This window comes from candidate division KSB1 bacterium (assembly GCA_016214895.1).
Lineage (GTDB): Bacteria > Electryoneota > RPQS01 > RPQS01 > RPQS01 > JACRMR01.
On sequence record JACRMR010000020.1, the window covers coordinates 1 to 18,927 of the forward strand.

Here is an 18,927-nt window from a genome sequence, read left to right on the forward strand (position 1 = left end):
TATATTAAACAAACCAAAACATGAGCGCGTGCCTACTATCTGTCCCATCTGCCATCATCCGGAAGCCGTCCACCCCGACGAACGGATGCGCCCCAAATCGGCCTTCAAGTTTCAAGTTTCAAGTTTTAAGTTTTAAGTTTTCAATGAGTAAAGCAATTTGTTCGGTCAAATAATTATTGCGAGACCCATCGTTTTTCATCCTTGTTCCTTGTTCCTTCCAAAAAAAGCGGGCCGGAACTCTCGTCCCGACCCACTGCAACCACACGCACGATAGCGTTTAGCCGCCGGCGCGCTTCTTGAGTTCCTTGTCGATCCACAAGAGGGACGACATGCGATTCTCGACGGCGGCGATGCGCGCGAGGATCTCCGCGGCGACTTCTTCCTCTTCCTGCTGCTCCGTGATGAACCAGTGCAGGAAGACTTGCGTGCGGTAGTCGTTCTCTTTCAGCGCCAACGCGTAGAGTTCATGGATGTTCCTGGTGATGTGCTGCTCGTGGGCCAGCACTTTCTTGAACAGCTCCTCGGGAGAGCCGAACTCGGCGGGCGGCTGCTGAATCGCTTCGAGCGTGACCTTGGCGCCATTTGAAATGAGGTGCTCGTAGAACTTCATCGCATGACCGCGCTCTTCGTCTGACTGCACTCGCATCCAGTGCGCGAAGCCCTTCAGATTCAGGTTTTCGACGTGAGCAGCCATCGAGAGATAGAGATAGGAAGAGTAGTACTCCTCCTGGAGCTGGTGATTCAGCTTGCCGGCCATCGCGGGTGTGAGCATGACGGAGTCTCCTATTGTATTAGTACACCGATGAATCCTGAACGAATCGAGTTCGCAAGTGGTCCCACCGTTCGGCAACCAAACTGGAATATAAGACCAAATCGTGAATTATTCAAGCTTTATGTTAGAGACTGTGGCGAACCATATATGGAGCAAATAAGACTGACCCGGGGATAAGGAGTGTGCAATCGGGCAAGGCTTGCACGGGTGAAACGGCCTCTGCCTCTCCGAGCGGGGGTCAGGGAAATCGTTCGTGAAGGGAAATCAGGTATATACCGAATCAGGCACGCCGTGAAGTCGGGCGATTATCGCTTGACAATGTACGGAGGCGGGCCTAAATTGACAATGTCCTTCTCACCTTGGCGGCACATGGCCTTAGCGGAATCCGACCGTTCTGCGACAGGTCCGCACAAATATGAATAGAGGTAGGCGAGACGATTGAGACCTCAGGGTGGATGGCGCAAGGCGGAACCGCGAGGTTCCGCTTTTTTATGGAGTCAAATGTCGGCCGGCAGCAGCGCGATCGTCCTTGTGCAACAATCCGATGGCAGCGGAGGCGTTACGGATGCGCAACGTCACAGGTCGGGCGCGCGGAGTTGGAGGATTAGTCGGGAATTCGTATCTTGTGGTCATGTCCACACCGAAAGTAGTTACGCAGAAGTTAGCGCACGGGTTCCCGGCGAAGTTGGCGGAGTATCACGCGTTGGCGCAGCCGTTGGAGGCGGATCTTACTCCGGCGCTGTTCACGTTTTTGCGCGCGCGCGAGCTTGTCATCAGCTACAGCGAAGTCGATGTACTCTCGGGACTGGCATCGCAATTTTTGTATTCGCGGGAGGAGCCGGAGTGTGTGAATTTGAGCTTTGTGCCGCCGGTGGAAACGTTGTTCAAGTCGCTGGGGATCTCGTGGAAGGAATTGACTCCGTCGGGATCCGACGCGGCGTACGCGGTGTTTCGCGATCGGGTCGATGCGGGATCGCCGATTCTCGCTCGCTTGCGCGAGCCGTTGATTGTCTATGGCTACGGCCAGAGTATCATTGAGCAGTTTGTGTACGCGGCGCGAGCCGCGGAGCGGATGCAGGAAGTTGCGATCTCGCGCTCGGCCTGCGATCGGGACTATTGGCGATATCCGTTGGACGAGGGCAACACTCTGATCGTGATCGACGAGGCGCCGCGGGGGATTCCGCGCGCGATCGAACTCTGTCATGTGGCGGCGTTGCGCACGGTACGGGCGTGGAAGACGCCCGTGCTGGCGGGCTGTTCAAGCGGGGCCCACGCTTACCAGGCGCTGGCGGAAGATCTTCGCGGTTCGATGGTGGATTTTGCGCGAGCATGCAGCCGGCCGTGGATGGGTCGCGCGTTGTGGCGGCAATGGACATCCCGCGACAGCAGTCGCGTCTATTTTGATTGCATGGCGCCGCGGTTCGGCGGGGCGGAACGCGCGGCCTTCAATAAGGCGGCGTTCTGTTATCAACAATGTGTGGTTTCGTGGCGGAAGTTCGCGGCGATTTTGGGGCCGACCTGGAACCACGCGGCGGTCGGTTTTAACGGCAATTATCCCGCGGAGTTTGTTTCGCGGTGGCGCAACCGGACGTTGCGCGAGCGCGCGGCGAGCTGCGTGGATGAGGCGGCGGACTGGGAGCATCGCGCCGTGAATGAGTTGTTGCGCGTGATTGCGTAAGGAATCGAAGATGGTTCCGGAATTGAAGCCTTGGGTAGAGCGGACGTTCGTGCTGGAGCTGCCGGACTGGCGATTTCCGCTGGAATTGGAGCGGCTGCGGAGCGGACCGGTGAGCGCGGAGCAATTAGTCAGCGGGTTAGAGCTTGACGTCTTGACAACACGAATTGACGGTGCGTGGTCGATCCAGGAGCAGCTCGGGCATCTGATTGATTTGGAGACGCTGGGCATGAGCAGGCTTGACGATTTCGCGGCGGGTAAGTCCGTGCTGAGTGCGGCGGACATGACCAATGCGCGGACGAACGAGCGTGAGTACAATCGGGCTTCGATTCGAGAGCTGCTAAGGGAATTTCGCGAGGCGCGGCAGCGCTTCACGACCCGGTTGGAGGAGCTATCCCCCGGGGATCAACAGCGGCGGGCGCTGCATCCACGGGTTCGGCAGGACATGCGTCCGGTCGATCTGATGTATTTCGTTGCGGAGCACGATAATCATCATTTGGCCCGGATATCCTCGATCATCCGCGAGGCGACAGGGCATTAGAGAGGGAGCCTCCTAAGAGAAAAGTCGCAGACGCGGCGCTGGCGAGTTATCGACAACTTATTGATTGTAAATATGTTAAGCGGCACGATGCCGCTTTTCTTTTGCTTGAATATCTGACGGAGGATTGCGATATTGTAAGATTCACCAAGATCGCGGCCGGGACGCCGTGAATGTCAGCCGTAACGAGCGTGCAGCACGGAGCTATTCTCGGACACGCAGGAGCAAGTTAAGATGGTACAAGTGGAATCCACGCGCGAATTCGTCGCGTCGGCATACAAGCAAATTGAAGCGCGGCTGGCGCTGGTTCGGCAGCGCGTAGGCCGGCCGTTATCATTGGCGGAGAAGGTTATTTTCGGGCATCTCGATGATCCGCTCGGCGCGGAACTGAACGCGGGGAAAAGCTATTTGCAGTTGCGTCCGGACCGGGTAGCGATGCAGGATGCGACGGCGCAAATGGCGTTGCTGCAATTCATGAGCGCGGGGTTGAAATCGGCTGCTGTACCGTCGACGGTGCACTGCGATCACCTGATTCTGGCGCGCGTGGGCGCCGGAGCAGATTTGCAGAGTGCGCAGGTGACCAATGAAGAGGTCTATAACTTCCTGCGGACGGTCTCGCAAAAGTACGGGATCGGATTCTGGAAGCCGGGCGCGGGGATCATTCATCAGGTGGTATTGGAGAATTACGCATTTCCGGGCGGTCTGATGATCGGGACCGACTCGCACACGCCGAATGCGGGCGGCCTGGGGATGTTTGCCTCGGGCGTGGGGGGCGCCGACGCGGTGGACGTGATGGCGGGGCTGCCGTGGGAAGTGCTGTATCCGAAGCGGATCGGCGTGCACTTGACGGGGCAGTTGACAGGCTGGTGCGCCCCGAAAGACGTGATTCTGGTGTTGCTGGGAATTCTGACGGTGAAAGGCGGCACGAACGCGGTGATCGAGTATTTTGGTCCGGGCGCGGAGACGATATCGGCCACGGGCAAGGCGACGATTTGCAATATGGGCGCGGAATTGGGCGCGACGACCTCGCTGTTTCCGTTTGACGCGCGGATGGACGCGTACTTGCGCGCGACGGAACGGGCGGGACTGGCGGAGCTGGCGGATGCTCACAGGCACTTGCTGGCGGCGGATGCGGAAGTGATGTCGGACCCGGCCAAGTATTTTGATCGCGTGATTGAGATTGATTTGGACAAGTTGGAGCCCTTCGTCGTCGGTCCGCACAGCCCGGACGCGGCGCGGCCCGTTTCGCAGTTGGCCCAGGCTGCCCGTGAAAACGGTTGGCCGCTGCAGCTCAGCAGTGCGTTGATCGGGTCGTGCACGAATTCATCCTATGAGGATATCTGTCGATCGGCTGACGTTGCGGATCAGGCGGCGGCGGCGGGCGTGAGGGCCACGATTCCGTTTTACGTGACACCGGGGAGCGAGCAGGTCTTCCGCACGATTCAGCGCGACGGACAGATGGCGCGACTGGAGCGCGTCGGCGCGACCGTATTGGCGAATGCCTGCGGTCCGTGCATCGGTCAATGGAAGCGCGAAGACGTGCGGGAAGGAGAGCCGAATTCGATCATTTCGTCTTACAATCGAAATTTTCCGGGCCGCAACGACGGCAGCGCGAGTACGCTGTCGTTTATCACGAGTCCGGAGATTACGGTGGCCTACGGCTTGGCGGGCACGTTGGATTTCAATCCGTTGACCGACGAGATTAACCTCGACGGCAAGTCGCTTCGCCTGCGGCCTCCGGCTCCGGCGCCCGATTTGCCGGCGAACGGATTTGTCCGCGACGTTGAAGGTTACCTTGCTCCGGCGGCCGATCGTGGCCGGATTGACGTGCAGGTGAAGCCGGACTCGGATCGGTTACAGGTGCTGGCGGCCTTCGCGAAGTGGGACGGCCAGGATTTCATCGAACTGCCGCTCTTGATCAAGGCGGTGGGCAAGTGCACGACGGATCATATTTCGCCGGCCGGGAAGTGGCTGCGGTATCGCGGCCATCTTGACAACATCTCCGACAACATGTTCAGCGGGGCGATCAACGCGTTCACGAAGGCGGCGGGCAAGATCGCGCATCCGCTCACCAGCGTGGCGAATCTCGAGGTCTCGAAGGTGGCGCGCGATCTGAAGGGTCGGGGGTTGCGGTGGGTCGTCGTGGGCGACGAGAACTACGGCGAGGGGTCCTCGCGCGAACATGCCGCGATGTCGCCGCGGTTTCTCGGCGGCGCGGCGGTGATTACGCGCAGCTTTGCGCGAATCCACGAATCGAATCTGAAGAAGCAGGGCATCCTGCCGTTGACGTTTGCGAATTCGTCCGATTACGACAAGGTTCGCGACGGGGACCGGATCTCGCTGCTCGATCTTGCACAGCTCGCGCCCGGCCGCGGTGTGACGATGATTCTCAAACATCGCGACGGCGCCTGGGAAGAAGTACCGCTGAATCACTCGCTGAATGCGGAGCAGATTCAGTGGTTCAAGGCGGGCAGCGCGCTCAACATGCTGCGGGACAAGCAGGCGCAGGCATAGGGACGTCGGCGCGGCTCGTAGTTCGTAAGTTGGGGCAGGGGAAGACACCTGCCGCGGCGGGGAAGGTGAAGACACCTGCCGCGGCGGGAAAGGTGAAGACACCTGCCGCGACGGAGAGGATTAGGACCGTAACGCTGGAACGCTGAGAACCGTATCCCCCCCCGCTGAAGCGGAGGGGGGACGAATCCGATTCCGGCCGGGTTGCGAAGACTTAACCCGGCTCGGCGACCATGTGCTGCCAAGGCTATAGGCGATAGATTCCGGCGGGGACACAGTCCCCGCTCGGCGAAGATGCAGAACCCCCCTATGTCCCCCCGTGAACGGGGGGGAGATCCGACTAATGGAAGTATATCTGCTCAGACATGCCATCGCGGCGGACCGGGGAACGCCGGGGTTGGTCGATGACGACCGTCCTCTGACAGCCGACGGGATCGACAAGATGAAGAAGGCCGCGCGCGGGATTGCGGAACTCGCGAAGGGCTTCGATCTTGTGCTGACGAGTCCACTGATCCGCGCGCAGGAGACGGCGCGGATCGCCGCCGAGGCCACTTCGAGCAGCGAACGGATCGGGGTTGCGAAGGAGTTGTTGCCGACGGCAACGACGCGGGAGATGTATTCGCTCTTGATGACACACCGTGCTCTCGAGCGAATCCTGCTCGTAGGGCATGAGCCGAATCTGAGTAGGTTTGCGACGCATCTGTTGGGCGGTACGAGCAGCGTGATTGAGTTCAGGAAAGGTTCGCTCTGCCGCATCGACCTCACGCCCTCCACCCCGCGCGAGTCGGGGGTATTGATTTATCTGCTGCCGCCCAGGGCCCTGCGGGCTTTGGGTTCCAAGGGTCGTCAACCCCACCATTCATGATTCGACAATTCGACAAGGCACATCACTATCCGGGCCGTTTGATCATCGTGGAAGGTATCGACGGGTCGGGCAAGTCCACGCAGTTGCAATTGCTTCAGAAATGGCTCTTGAACGAGGGCTACGAGGTCTTTTTCACGGAGTGGAATTCGTCGGCGTTGGTCAACGAGACGATTCGCCGCGGCAAGAAGAAGAATCTGCTGACGCCGACGACGTTCAGCGTGCTGCACGCGACGGATTTTGCGGACCGGCTGGCGCACTTGATCATTCCGCCGCTGAAGGCGGGGATGATCGTGCTCGCCGACCGCTATGTGTACACGGCGTTCAGCCGCGACGTGGTGCGGGGTGTGCATCGCGACTGGGTTCGCGATATGTACGGCTTCGCCCCGCGTCCCGATCTGGCCTTTTACTTCCGGGTCCCGATCGACATTTCGTTGAAGCGGATTCTGACGGGCCGGCCGCAACTGAAATTTCACGAGGCGGGCATGGATTTGAATCTCGCGGATGACTATCAGGAGAGTTTCAAAATATTTCAGAGCATGGTGCTGGACGAATACGACCGGCTGTCGGTTGAGTTTGGATTGACGGTGATGGACGCGACGCAGCCGATTTCGGCGCAGCAGTCCTTGATCCGGCGGATCGCGAAGGAGATGTTGAAGGGCTACAAGCAGGCGCCGTTCATGCCGGAGCGGAGGCAGCATGTCTGAACCCGGGACCGATTACATCGGCGTCGGCCTGCCGTACGTTGACATCAGCGACATCAGCGGGAAGTTGATCGTGATTGAGGGTACCGACGGCGTCGGCCGTTCGACGCAAATCGATGAGCTGCGGCGTTGGTTGGAGGTGAACGGGTATGGCGTGGTGACTACGGGCTGGACGCGCTCGAGTTTGATGGGCAAGGCCATCGACGAGGCGAAAGAAGGCCACACGCTAAACGTGCACACGTACAGTTTGCTGTATGCGGCGGATTTCGCGGACCGGCTGGAGCACGAGATCATTCCGGCGTTGAAGGCCGGCTTTATCGTGCTGGCGGATCGCTACGTGTACACGGCGTTTGCGCGGGCGCTGGTGCGGGGCGCGGACCGGGACTGGATTCGCAAGGTGTTCGGGTTCGCGTTGCAGCCACACATGGTGTTTTACATGACGATTGAGCTGGAGCAGTTGGTGCCGCGGGTGATCAACAGCGATACGTTGCGGGAACGCTATTGGGCGGATGGTTACGGCGAGGGCTTGAACTATTGGGAATCGGGGATGGATCTCAAGCTGGGGGAGGATTTCTACGACAGTTTTGTGGAATATCAGCGGCTGATTCTCGCGGAATTTGACCGGATGTCCGAGGAATACAAGTTTCACGTTGTTAGCGCGTCGCGCAGTTTACAGGACACGAATCGTCGGCTGAAGGAAGGGATCGAGGCCTTACTGAATCGTGGCTGAGGCTCCGCGCAAATTAGCGGCGATCGATATCGGCACGAACTCGATTCACCTGCTGCTCGTGCAGATCGACGGTCGCAGCGGGAAGTTCAAGGTGATCGGTCGGGCCAAGGAGCCGGTGCGCCTGGGCGCGGGCTCGCCGGACTTGAAGCACCTGTCCGAGGCGGTGATGGCGGCGGGGATCGAGGCGATCTCGAAGTTCAAGGCGATGGCGGATGCGGCGAAGGCTCCGCTGCGCGCGGTGGCGACGAGCGCGGTGCGCGAGGCGCTGAATCAGGCGGAGTTTATCCGGCGCGTGCAGGCGCAGACGGGTGTGCGGGTGGAGGTGGCATCGGGGTTTGAAGAAGCGCGCTTGACCTACCTTGGCGTAATGCAGGCACTGCCGGTGTTCGCGAAGCGCGTGTTGCTCATCGACATTGGCGGCGGCAGCACGGAGTTTCTGGTCGGCGACCGGGGCCAGATTCTGTTCGATAATAGTCTGAAGCTGGGCGCGGTACGGCTGTCGCAGCGGTTCTTTCCGACGGGGAAGATCGAGCGCGGGGCGGTCACCCAGTGCCGGGACTACGTCGCAGGCACGGTGTTTCCGGTAGTGCGCGAGCTGCAGCGCGCCAGTTATGATGTCGCGGTGGGGAGTTCGGGCACGATTCAGGCGATGGCGCGGATGATTCGCGGGATGCGCCGGGAATCGACGACGGGGATGACAAACGCGTTCGTGATTCAGCGCGCGGAATTGAAGAAGGTCGTGGGTGCGATTACGAAGGCGCGAACGGTTGCGGAGCGGCGACGGTTGCCGGGGTTGGATCCGGGGCGGGCGGATATCGTGATCGCGGGCGCGCTGATCGTCGAGCAGATATTCGCCGAATTGGGTTTGCGCGAGTTGACGGTCTCGGATTTTGCGCTGCGGGAAGGGATCATCGTTGACTCGATTGAGAAGAGCCGGCGGCGCGGGCGACCCGATCACGAGGGGGATATACGCTGGCAAAGCGTCTTGCATTTGGCCGAGCACTACCAGTATGAGCGCGGACACGCGGCGCAGGTGGCAAAGCTGGCGCTCAGCATCTTCGATCAAACGGCGAGTCTGCATCGGTTGGATGCCGTGGCGCGGGAGTATCTCGAAGCGGCGGCGGTCTTGCATGAGGTGGGCGGTTACATCTCGCATGCGCGGCACCATCAGCACTCGTACTATTTGATCAAGCACGCGGAGTTGCTGGGATTCACGGAGAACGAGATCGATGTGATTGCGAACGTGGCGCGCTACCACCGCAAGAGCCATCCCAAGATGACACACGACGGCTATGCCCGGCTGAATCCTGAGGAACAGCTGTTGGTTCGGAAGCTGGCGGGGATTCTGCGGATCGCGGACGGTCTGGACCGGACGCATTCGGGGGTGGTGTCAGCGGTAACCTGCCGGATCCTGAAGGGTTCGGTACATTTTTCGTTGCAACATCGCCGTAATGCCTCGGTCCATTTGGAGGAGTGGGCGGCGGGGATGAAACGGCAGTTGTTTGAGGAGACTTATCGGACCCGGGCAGTGTTCGGCAGTCAGACCTGAGTGCCGGTCGGGACCGATTTCGATAGCTTTTCACATTCTTCGTTGTGCGGTTTAACCTGGTCGAAGGAGGCTGATTCATGCGGCAGTTGCCCAAGGCTTACACGCGTCCCGTAGTCGGTTTCGGTTTGATGGCGTTGACGATTGCGCTGTCGTGCACGGGATTGTTTGCACAGGAATTGAAGGAGCGCAAGGACGTTCCGGACAAGTACAAGTGGGACTTGACGGATATGTATAAGACGGACGCGGATTTGGAGCGGGATCTGCAGGCGATCGAAGGGATGTTGCCGGGTCTATCGGCTTACAAGGGCAAGATCAGCCAGTCCCCGGACGACTTGTTTGCCTACTTCAAGGCGATGGAGCCGGTTCACATCAAGCTGGACAACGCGGTGGGCTACGCCCACATGTCCTACGATCAGGACACGCGCGTGACGAAGTACAGCGGCTACAAGGACCAAGTGGATAATTTGGCGAGCAAGGTCTATGAGTCGGAGTCTTGGTTCATTCCGGAGCTGGTGACGTTGACGACAGAGACTTTGGAGGATTGGTATAAACAGAAGCCGGAGTTGGCTTTGTACCGGCAGTGGATCGACAATCAGCTGCGCACGAAGCAGTACACGTTGAGTTCGCGGGAAGAGGAGTTGATCGCGATGGCCGGTCCGGCGTTGCACGCCGTCGGCAATGCCAACACGGCGCTACGCAACACGGACATCAAGTTCCCGACGATCAAGGACGATCAGGGGAACGACATCGAGATTTCGGAAGGCCGGGTGGCGATGCTGATGGAGAATCCGAACCGTGAAGTTCGGCGCAACGCGGCGTTGGGGCTGCTGAATACGTATATTCAGTACAAGAACACGGCTTCGGCGCTGATGAGCGGGAACGTTCAGTCGAACATGTTTAACGCGCGGGCGCACGGCTACAATTCGGCGTTGCAGGCCTCGATGGACAATGAGAACATCGACACGACGGTTTATCTGAATCTGCTCACGACGGTGAAGGACCACATCACGCCATTGCAGAAATACGTGGAACTGCGGCGCAAGGCGTTGGGCATCGACAGCGTCCATAGTTACGACATGTTCGCTCCGTTGGACGAGTCCACGACCTTGAAGTACACGTATGAAGAGGCGGTGGCGATGCTGAAGACGGCATTGAAGCCGCTGGGGACGGAGTACAATAAGGCGATGGCCAAGGCGTTCGAGGATCGCTGGGTTGATGTGTACGAGACGGCGGGGAAACGATCCGGCGCATACTCGTGGGGCAGTTATGCCAGCCATCCCTACCAGATGACGAACTTCAACGGGACGTTCGACGACATGTTCACGCTGGGCCACGAACTGGGCCATTCGATGCACACGTGGCACTCGTCGAAGGCTCAGCCGTTCATCTACGCGGACTACACAATCTTTGTCGCGGAAGTGGCATCGACCTTCAACGAGTCGTTGATCATGGACTATATGATCAAGCGCGAGACGGATCCGAAGAAGAAGCTCTACCTCGTGACGCAATACATCGATCAGATTCGCGGGACGTTGATCACGCAGGTGATGTTCGCGGATTTTGAGTTGAAGATGTACCGCGCGGCGGAGGCGGGCGAGCCGTTGACCTCGGAAAAGCTGTCGGAGCTTTACCTCTCGACGATGCAGGAGTTCTACGGTCCGCGCTTCGCGTACGACGAGCAGTATGCCTACACGTGGATCCGGATTCCGCATTTCTACCGGAATTTCTACGTGTACAAGTACGCGACGTCCTATTCGGCGGCGCAGGGCTTGTCCCAGCGGGTGCTGAGCGGCGGCGACAAGGAGTTGAAGGCGTATCTCGGATTCCTGTCGGGCGGTTCGTCGAAATACCCACTCGACTTGCTGCGCGGCGCGGGGGTTGACATGGCCAAGCCGGACGCGATCAAGGCGGTGATGACCAAGTTCGAGGAACTGGTCGGGCAGATGGAAAGCCTGATGCTGCAGACGGGGATGATGAAGGGCTAAGTCCTGCTTGAGGCTGTTTTGGGAAAGGGCCGGATCGTGACGATCCGGCCCTTGGTTTTTCCCGGGGTATGCCAGCGGCTATTTCAGCAGCACGAGTTTCTGTGTGAGCAACGGACGATTTTGAACTGCGTGCTTGGCGCGTAGAAAATAGATGCCGCTGCTGAGCTGGCCGGCATTGAAAGAGATGTCGCGGGTGTGGATCACGGGGCCGTGGAAGACGTCGGCGATGCGGCGGCCTAGGAGATCGAAGATTTCGATTTGATAGATATCGGCTTCCGGTGCGCTGAAGCGGATGCGCGTTTCGGAATTGAAGGGATTGGGGAAGACGAGCAGCGAGCTTGCTCTGGGCAGCGGAATATCCGGCTCACCGGCATCGCGAAAACTCGTATCGGGATACCACGGGTCGAAGCTCACATTACCCCGCACTTCGTCTCCCAAACCTGCCGGGTTCTCGCTCAGATTGTACGGTCCAGTTGCGTCACCCCAATAATTCAGAGTCGCGTCCAAGCTCTCGTGAGCGGCAAACACAGCGTAGGAGTTCATGCAGAATGTGTTTTCACGCAGCAGATGCAAATTACCGAGCGTATCGACAGCCACCACAGCCGCTGAAGCCGGGGAGATAGCGCTAAATCGATTTCGTCGCAGCTCCACGGAAGTGTGAAGTGTATATAGATGCAGGCCTTTGACGTCGGTTGCTCCCGGTAGCGCTCCCTCACAACTGTCCATAGAGTTATTCTCAAACAGTACGCGCGGATTGGACGCTTCGACTTCATCGGTGATCGTAATCGGGATGGCGGAACCCTGGGAGACAAAATTGTGTCGCCAGTGATTGGATTGTACCGCGATCAGCGCCGCGGTCCGGGCAACGATTTCAAATGACGGTCCCGCGATCCCCAACCCGTTGAACCCGCAGTTCTCCACGACCGTCCGTCCAAGCGTGTACACATGGACCGGAGACTGCAAACATGTTCCCGGGCCGAAGCTGCAATTTCGCAGCACGTTTTCGGAGCGATAGAGACCAACCCAGCCGAGCTCGGTCAGGCCACTGAAACTACAGTTCTCGATGAAGGAACTATCCAGCCCGCGCATTCCTCCCACGCAATGGCCTTCCACTCTACAATCTGTCGCCTGTAAGCGGCCTTGTGCAACGGCGCACCCATTGGTGACGTTGCGGAACACACAATGCGCGATGGTGACCGGAGTATGAAGATTGGGGGTCGTGTAGTCGATGCCGCCATAAGTGGAATCGAAGATGCATCGACGGGCCACAATTGGCTCGCCTGTCGCGTAGGCGATCCCGCCCGGACATAACATCCCGATGCGACGTGGGTACATCTGGCGGCGGTTAACAAAGCGGAAATCCAGTATCGAAACCTGGCTTCCTGCTGGTAGATAAAGGCATGCCACGGTGTCGGACCCGGACAGGGCGGACGGGTCAATCACTGGGCGCGGATATTCGCCGGTGTCCGGATCAACCTGCCCGCACAGCACAAACTGAAGCGGAGGCGCAACCAGCGCCTCCGCATACGTCCCGGTCTCGACCAGCACCGTGTCACGATCAGTCAGTGCCACGAATGCTTCTTGAATCGTAGCGAATTCGGAGGGCACCCGCAAGGTATGCGCGTACCCGGAGCCCGCGACGAAGGCAATGATGCCAACTGCGCTGACAACTCTTCCGCGCAATATTACCAGGCGGGACATGCCGCAGTTGGAACATAGACCCGGGCCTCGGCTTTGCAATCACAAAGCGTGCAATACAACACGTCGCATTTGTGTAGCCCGACCCTGAACTCGTAGACGTGATTCTGAACTAATGGTACCCCGTTGGTCGCGCGATAGCACCCGGACTCGCAGTGTCCGCCCTGGTCGAGCACGGTAGTGCAAGTCCAGACTTGGCCCGTGCCTGTATCAGTCAATTTCGCGCATGTTATACAATTGTGGCATATTGATTGGTCGCACTTGACGTTCTTGCATTCAAATTTGTAGTTATCCGTGCAGGGAGCGCTGAACGTCGTTACAACATCCCCCGCGGCACTCGAACACGTTTGACTTGCGTCGCAGGCGTCATCGACTAAGTCCCAACAGACGTTGCAGTCCGGGGAGTCGGGCTGCGCCAAACCGGTCTCGGACATTGCCATCAAGCAGCCCGCGATCGTCACGAGGCCAAGCGCCTTTACTCGCCCGTCCCTGAAGGCAGCGGCAATTGCCGAAAACAAGATGTACTTCATGTCAACCTCTTGCTAAGTCTGCGATAGAGAGTATTCGTCGCAGCGGGTCTGTAATATAGTACGCAATTGGCTGGAAAAAGGCAAGCCTCTCCATGAGGAATCTGAGAACTCTCGCAAGATTAGAATTAACATATAGTAAAATTGGATCGCATAGCTGGTCACAACGTTTGGAAAACGGTGGAATCACCACTATCTTTGATCTCATGAAGAAACACAGTATCAGAGCGATCTGGCTTGGAGCGGTATTCCATTTGATGACTGCGTCGTTGTGCGCTCAGATGGTCGACGATTCAGGAATTCAGCTCTTGCCGCGCGGGTTAGCTCCCGGTGAGCGAGCGGTGGCGCCTCGTACGCTGGACTATTTGACGACGCCTCCGGCGGAGCCGGTGCGCGCGGTGGCGGAATGGGAAGAGGTGGAAGCGCTGATGGTGCGTTGGCCGAATAGCACGTCGTGGAACGCGCTGTGGGCGCAGTTCATCGCGCCGGTGGCGCTGGATCTCAAAATCTATGTCATCTGCGCAACTGCCGGGCAGGCCATCTCCGCGGAGAACTACTTCATCGCGCAGGGCGTACCGGTTGACTCGATGGAGTTTCCGGTACAGGCGACGAACTCGGTTTGGATTCGGGATTACGGTCCGTGGTGGGCATGGCGCGAGAATTCGTGGGACCGCGCGATCGTGGACTGGATTTACAACCGGCCACGACCGCAGGATGATTCGATTCCGGAGTGGGAGGCGCGGGAATGGGGTCATCCCTACTACGGACCGAATCTGGTGTTTACGGGCGGCAATTTCATGGTGGACGGTTGGGGTCGGGGGTTTTGCAGCGAGCTGGTGTTCGATGAGAACGTACCCACGGTCGATACGCGGCCCGAATTGGACAGTGTGATGAGTGCCTTCATGAATTTGGACACGATGTACACGTTTCCGCGCTTCTTCGGCATCGATCACATCGACATGTCGATGAAGCTGCTCAACGATCATACAACGATCTTGAACCAGTACCCTGCCGGTAATTCCTTCAATGCGGTGATGGACAGTTGCGCGGAGATTCTGGCGGGGATCACGAATCCGTGGGGCGAGGCGGTCGCGGTGCATCGCGTACCGACGCCGTCGTGGAGCGGCGGGGTTCCGTTCACGTACACGAACGCGATCTTCGTGAACAACAAGGTGTTGCTGCCGATCTACAGCCGCGCGGAAGACACGGCGGCGCTGGCGCTCTGGGACTCGTTGCTGCCGGGCTATTCGATTCACGGATTCGACTGCAACACGATCATTCCGTCACAGGGCGCGATTCACTGCGTGGTGAAGGAGGTCATTCACCGTCATCTGATTCGCATTGAGTATGCGCCGCTGCCCGCCGCGCTGACGACTCCGGCGCAGGGGTTGATTGACGCGCGCGTGGTGTCGCTGGGAACACTGGATCGGGACTCCCTACAACTATTCTTCGCCACCGACGCGGCGGGACCGTGGCAGACCGTGGGGTTCGATTCCAGCGGAATCGAGCACTATGCGGCGACCCTGCCCCCACAGTTGGCGGGTGGTCCGGTGTACTACTACGTGCGCGCGAAGAATGTGGAGGGGAATTGGACGACGATGCCGCGTTACGGACCGGACGCGCACTATCTGACGCGGTTCGCGGCGGGCGAACCGGCGGGGCCGCAGCATTTGGTCGCGAATCGCAGCGGCGATGATCTGACGCTATCCTGGGATGCGGTCACGCAGGACGTAAACGGCATACCGATCGCCGGCGTTGAGTATGATGTTTACGGTTCGCTCACATTGGGCTCGATTGTGCAGGCGGGAAATCTGCTGACGACCACGAGTTCTCCCACCGCCCTGCTCGTGGGCGAGGCGATCGGCGCATCGACTCTTCGCTACTTTCAGGTCGTCGCGCGATTGCCTTAACCACCGCGATATGGTCTGCACTGAGAAGCCCGCGATCGCTCGCGGGCTGCTTGGTTTTGTGGTGACTCGTCGTACTCAGCTATTTCATCAGCACAAGCTTCGCGGTCGCGAGGGGGCGATTGTCAAGACCGGCTTGAACGGTCGCGAAATAAACACCGGAAGCAGCATCCGCAAGATCAATTCGAACGTCCCTGCTCGTGACGACCGTCCCTTTCCACGCATTTCTCACCCGTTGGCCCGTCACCGACGTCAACGTGATCGCGTATTCGCCCGGCAGCCCCACTTGCACGGTTAGTGTTGCGGAGTTATTGAATGGATTCGGGTAAACGGACACGGACGTGGAGGACGGAATCCATGCCGGCGGTCGGGAGCGCCCAACCGCAAACACCGTGTCTTCCGCCCAAGGTCGAAACAGGACGTCACTCCCGATGCGGTCACCGAGGCCAGCGGAGTTGCTGTCGGGTTCGTACGGACCGGAGGGATCGCCCCAATAGTTCATGGTAAAGTCCATGGGCTGCGCCGGATGAGGGTTGTTGGAGCCGACGGCGCCGGGGAAGTTGTTGCGAAAGATGTTGTAGTGTCCGACGATGTTCTCGCTATTGTAGCGGAGGATCCCGCCGCACGGGGTGTCGAAGCCGTAGGTCGTGCTGCAGGCTTCGATCAGGTTGTGTTCAAAGACGAGCGGATTCGAATTCTGCACGAAAGCGCCGACACCACTCGACGGCCCTTTGCAGTTGCGGAAGATGTTGTTCTCGAAGCGTCCGCGATAGAACTGGGTATGGAAGCAACCCTCGCCGACCCACCCGTGCTCACCGCCGAGCACGGTCATATTCTCGAAGGTGTTTCCCTCGACAATCAAGTTGAACAGATTCCGGCCGTCGCTGCACAAGATGGACCCTGTTCCGTACACCAGATTGTCCCGAAAGACGTTATCGCGGAGGGTGACATCGTCTTCATCAATCATGAATAACGCCCCGAAGAACGGGTCCGTTGCGTGACAGCTCGCGATCGTACATCCTTCAACGACCAGGTCACGGCCAAAGCTAACGAGCACGACAACGCCCGCGAACACGAGCCCCTCGAACATGCAGTTCTTAATCTCGCACGTCGTACCCGCACCGATTTCGATGCATGGCCCAATCGCGGACTCTGACTCGGGGTTAGGCTTGAAGGCATTGTCTTCGATCCGGGATGGTTCGCTCCACGCCCAATTGTCAACCGAGATTAGATCGCCTTCAAAGTGATTGTCCTCGATTCGATTCGCGCGAAATAGTACTGAGCTGTGCATGAACAAGCCGACGAGGTGAAAGCTACATGAGTTTTCGCGCATGATGTTGTGCTTGATCACGGGGGAGTTGTCCACCACGTGGAACACGCCCCAGGTTGTCTTCCACTCCCCGAAGTACGGAAAACGCGTGCCATGGCCGCCGGTCAGCGTGAATCCGGACACGACATTCCCATCGACACAAAGGGTGTCCATTGTGATGAGCGTAGCGGTATCCTGGTTGGCAAAGGAGTTTCCGTCGATCACGGTTCCGTAGATATCCGCAGAATCGCCGGAAAGCTCGTAGTGGCTCATCAAGGTCAGGCGGTGCTCCGGGAAGCGAATCAACTCAGGATACAGACCGCGATCTACGAGTATGGTGTCCTCCGGTTGGGAGGCCGCCATAGCTTCCACGATGGTGGCATGGTCGGCGGGGACATTGCGGACGAAGGCCAGGGCAACGCTCGGGGGAAGAACGGCGACCAATAGACACAGGGCGGCGGGCAGGAACGCCCACCGCCCCGAGCTCAGGGAGCGCATCTCAGTTCTCTTGGCAGTTCGTCGGACCGCCGCCGGTTACGATTGCCTGCACAGGACCAGCGGACTGTGGAGGCGTGGAGGTGCCGGTGCTCGCGAAACGTGCTTTCAGGATGTAATTCTGGTTCGGGTGACCAAGCGCATATGGCCCGCCGATATCGTTGCCTCCACACTCCCTTTGCACGAAATACGCTTCAGCAGGCCGCTCGAATTTCGCCTGTGACCACCAGTGGTATTGCGCGCTTGGACAAGTCACCCCGATTTGGTCCTTGCCTGGCGAACAAAGAGTCAGGTAAGCCGCGCTGGTCCCGGCGAGCACGGTTGTCTCACCGTCAACCCAGTTCGATCCATTCCATGACGTAGAAACCGATCCCCCCCACGCGAAAAGCAGAGCAGGCACGACGACGGCCAGCAGTGATACAACCAAGTTGCGTTTCATTTCCCGACCTCCCGTTGTTTGATTGGCGTTTGGCAAAACAACTTCTACCGATCGGCCTCACGAGTACTCTGCTATAAGATATCGCGTGTCCGCAAGCATGTCAAGTGTCCACCACAGGCGATGCCAAATCGTATCCAAAAAACAAAACATTGGCTTGCACGCAAAGCGACAGAAATGTCGCAGGTCAAGATGCCGCCGTGCCTCCATTACGTTGATGTAACAAGGCACTTCACGCATCCAGGTCCGAGGTACACCAAGGCAGTGTAGAGATCAACCAGACTCGCACCACTGCGCACGATACTGCGCACCTGCTGCGATGTGCCGATCCCACCCGCCGCGACAATGGTCTGCGACGCGCTCAACCCGGAGCGCAAGAGGCTCACCACTTCCAGCGTGCGCGGGTAGAGCGGCGCGCCGGAAAGTCCGCCGCGCTCGAGGGCCGCGGCACGCGGCACGAGTTGACGACGGACAGTCGTATTTCCGGCGACGATTCCGGCGAGTCCGAGTTCCCGCGTGAGCCGGGCGATGGCCGTGATATCCGCGTTGTTGAGGTCGGGCGCGATCTTAACCAACACCGGTTTCCCGCCGCGCCGTTGGTCGAGCTCCATGAGCGGGGCGAGGATCAATCGCAACGAGTCAACCGCTTGCAGATCGCGCAGGCCGCTCGTGTTGGGCGAAGAGACATTCACGACGAAGTAGTCGCCCAGCTCGTACAAGTGGTCCAGCACGGCGGAGAAATCGTGCACGGCCTGTTCCGGGTCCGTATCGGCGTTCTTCCCGATATTGATGCCGATCGGGATTCGCAGCAGACCCGTTTCGCGCACGCGCAGCAGATTCGCGGCGACCGCGTGCATGCCCTGGCCGGGAAAACCGAGCGCGTTGACGAGCGCTTGCGCCTCCGGAAACCGCCAGATGCGCGGCTTCGCGTTGCCGGGTTGCGGGCGCGGCGTGACCGTGCCGATTTCGACGTGGGAGAAGCCCAGCTCCTGCATCGCTAGCACGACTTCCGCATTTTTGTCGAAGCCCGCGGCCAATCCGACGGGATGATCGAAGGACAATCCCAGCACGCTGACCGGTGCCCGTCGCGGCATTCCCGCGAGCACGCGCAACAGGGCGCGGCCCGCCGCGGATCGCTGCAACATCGACAAGCGCCGCAACATGTGCTCGTGGACAAGCTCGGGGTCGAGCCGGAAGAGCAGCGGTTTTACCAGACGGTAGAGTGCCAT

The 18,927-nt window shown here is 59.1% G+C and carries 14 protein-coding genes; 9 read left to right on the forward strand and 5 right to left on the reverse strand.

Annotated elements, in window-relative coordinates:
• Positions 1-277 precede the first annotated feature (277 nt).
• Entirely contained in the window at positions 278-772 is a 495-nt protein-coding gene (locus HZB60_09880) for a ferritin (GenBank protein MBI5060072.1), read from the reverse strand.
• Positions 773-1,403: 631 nt separating this feature from the next.
• Here HZB60_09880 and HZB60_09885 point away from each other — a divergent pair.
• The 8 genes from HZB60_09885 (at position 1,404) to pepF (ending at position 11,326) form a co-directional block, all read left to right on the forward strand.
• Positions 1,404-2,450 (forward strand): hypothetical protein, encoded by a 1,047-nt coding sequence (locus tag HZB60_09885; GenBank protein MBI5060073.1) that lies wholly within the window; start codon positions 1,404-1,406, stop codon positions 2,448-2,450.
• 10 nt (positions 2,451-2,460) lie between these two features.
• Positions 2,461-2,988, forward strand: a complete 528-nt coding sequence (locus HZB60_09890; GenBank protein ID MBI5060074.1) for a DinB family protein — start codon at positions 2,461-2,463, stop codon at positions 2,986-2,988.
• Positions 2,989-3,219: 231 nt separating this feature from the next.
• Positions 3,220-5,499, forward strand: coding sequence for an aconitate hydratase (locus HZB60_09895; GenBank protein MBI5060075.1), 2,280 nt, complete (start codon positions 3,220-3,222; stop codon positions 5,497-5,499).
• 340 nt (positions 5,500-5,839) lie between these two features.
• On the forward strand, positions 5,840-6,361 hold the full coding sequence (gene sixA, locus HZB60_09900; GenBank protein ID MBI5060076.1) for a phosphohistidine phosphatase SixA: 522 nt from the start codon (positions 5,840-5,842) through the stop codon (positions 6,359-6,361).
• Complete coding sequence (gene tmk / locus HZB60_09905) at positions 6,358-7,065, forward strand: dTMP kinase (GenBank protein ID MBI5060077.1); 708 nt, start codon at positions 6,358-6,360, stop codon at positions 7,063-7,065. The genes sixA and tmk overlap by 4 nt, the downstream gene beginning before the upstream one ends.
• A complete protein-coding gene (locus tag HZB60_09910; protein ID MBI5060078.1) occupies positions 7,058-7,792 on the forward strand; it encodes a thymidylate kinase in 735 nt (244 codons plus the stop codon). The genes tmk and HZB60_09910 overlap by 8 nt, the downstream gene beginning before the upstream one ends.
• Positions 7,785-9,341, forward strand: coding sequence for a Ppx/GppA family phosphatase (locus tag HZB60_09915; GenBank protein ID MBI5060079.1), 1,557 nt, complete (start codon positions 7,785-7,787; stop codon positions 9,339-9,341). The genes HZB60_09910 and HZB60_09915 overlap by 8 nt, the downstream gene beginning before the upstream one ends.
• A 77-nt stretch (positions 9,342-9,418) precedes the next feature.
• Positions 9,419-11,326: an oligoendopeptidase F gene (pepF, locus tag HZB60_09920; GenBank protein ID MBI5060080.1), complete on the forward strand. Its 1,908-nt coding sequence runs from the start codon at positions 9,419-9,421 to the stop codon at positions 11,324-11,326.
• 78 nt (positions 11,327-11,404) lie between these two features.
• Here the strand turns inward: pepF and HZB60_09925 are convergent, their stop codons facing one another.
• Positions 11,405-13,027 carry a T9SS type A sorting domain-containing protein gene (locus tag HZB60_09925; protein ID MBI5060081.1) on the reverse strand — a complete coding sequence of 541 codons (1,623 nt, stop codon included), beginning with the start codon at positions 13,025-13,027 and terminating at the stop codon, positions 11,405-11,407.
• A 730-nt stretch (positions 13,028-13,757) separates the two neighbouring features.
• Here HZB60_09925 and HZB60_09930 point away from each other — a divergent pair.
• Positions 13,758-15,461 (forward strand): agmatine deiminase family protein, encoded by a 1,704-nt coding sequence (locus HZB60_09930; GenBank protein ID MBI5060082.1) that lies wholly within the window; start codon positions 13,758-13,760, stop codon positions 15,459-15,461.
• 79 nt (positions 15,462-15,540) lie between these two features.
• Here the strand turns inward: HZB60_09930 and HZB60_09935 are convergent, their stop codons facing one another.
• From HZB60_09935 to HZB60_09945, 3 genes are all read right to left on the reverse strand, one after another.
• On the reverse strand, positions 15,541-17,265 hold the full coding sequence (locus HZB60_09935; GenBank protein MBI5060083.1) for a right-handed parallel beta-helix repeat-containing protein: 1,725 nt from the start codon (positions 17,263-17,265) through the stop codon (positions 15,541-15,543).
• 1 nt (position 17,266) lies between these two features.
• Positions 17,267-17,701, reverse strand: a complete 435-nt coding sequence (locus HZB60_09940) for a hypothetical protein (GenBank protein ID MBI5060084.1) — start codon at positions 17,699-17,701, stop codon at positions 17,267-17,269.
• A gap of 206 nt (positions 17,702-17,907) precedes the next feature.
• Entirely contained in the window at positions 17,908-18,927 is a 1,020-nt protein-coding gene (locus HZB60_09945) for a quinone-dependent dihydroorotate dehydrogenase (protein ID MBI5060085.1), read from the reverse strand.

Excerpts from the sequence above, each read along its gene's own strand:
- HZB60_09880 (MBI5060072.1), bottom strand. The coding sequence starts at position 772 with ATGCTCACACCCGCGATGGCCGGCAAGCTGAATCACCAGCTCCAGGAG.
- HZB60_09885 (MBI5060073.1), top strand. The coding sequence starts at position 1,404 with ATGTCCACACCGAAAGTAGTTACGCAGAAGTTAGCGCACGGGTTCCCG.
- HZB60_09890 (MBI5060074.1), top strand. The coding sequence starts at position 2,461 with ATGGTTCCGGAATTGAAGCCTTGGGTAGAGCGGACGTTCGTGCTGGAG.
- HZB60_09895 (MBI5060075.1), top strand. The coding sequence starts at position 3,220 with ATGGTACAAGTGGAATCCACGCGCGAATTCGTCGCGTCGGCATACAAG.
- sixA (MBI5060076.1), top strand. The coding sequence starts at position 5,840 with ATGGAAGTATATCTGCTCAGACATGCCATCGCGGCGGACCGGGGAACG.
- tmk (MBI5060077.1), top strand. The coding sequence starts at position 6,358 with ATGATTCGACAATTCGACAAGGCACATCACTATCCGGGCCGTTTGATC.
- HZB60_09910 (MBI5060078.1), top strand. The coding sequence starts at position 7,058 with ATGTCTGAACCCGGGACCGATTACATCGGCGTCGGCCTGCCGTACGTT.
- pepF (MBI5060080.1), top strand. The coding sequence starts at position 9,419 with ATGCGGCAGTTGCCCAAGGCTTACACGCGTCCCGTAGTCGGTTTCGGT.
- HZB60_09925 (MBI5060081.1), bottom strand. The coding sequence starts at position 13,027 with ATGTCCCGCCTGGTAATATTGCGCGGAAGAGTTGTCAGCGCAGTTGGC.
- HZB60_09930 (MBI5060082.1), top strand. The coding sequence starts at position 13,758 with ATGAAGAAACACAGTATCAGAGCGATCTGGCTTGGAGCGGTATTCCAT.
- HZB60_09935 (MBI5060083.1), bottom strand. The coding sequence starts at position 17,265 with ATGCGCTCCCTGAGCTCGGGGCGGTGGGCGTTCCTGCCCGCCGCCCTG.
- HZB60_09940 (MBI5060084.1), bottom strand. The coding sequence starts at position 17,701 with ATGAAACGCAACTTGGTTGTATCACTGCTGGCCGTCGTCGTGCCTGCT.
- HZB60_09945 (MBI5060085.1), bottom strand. The coding sequence starts at position 18,927 with ATGGCACTCTACCGTCTGGTAAAACCGCTGCTCTTCCGGCTCGACCCC.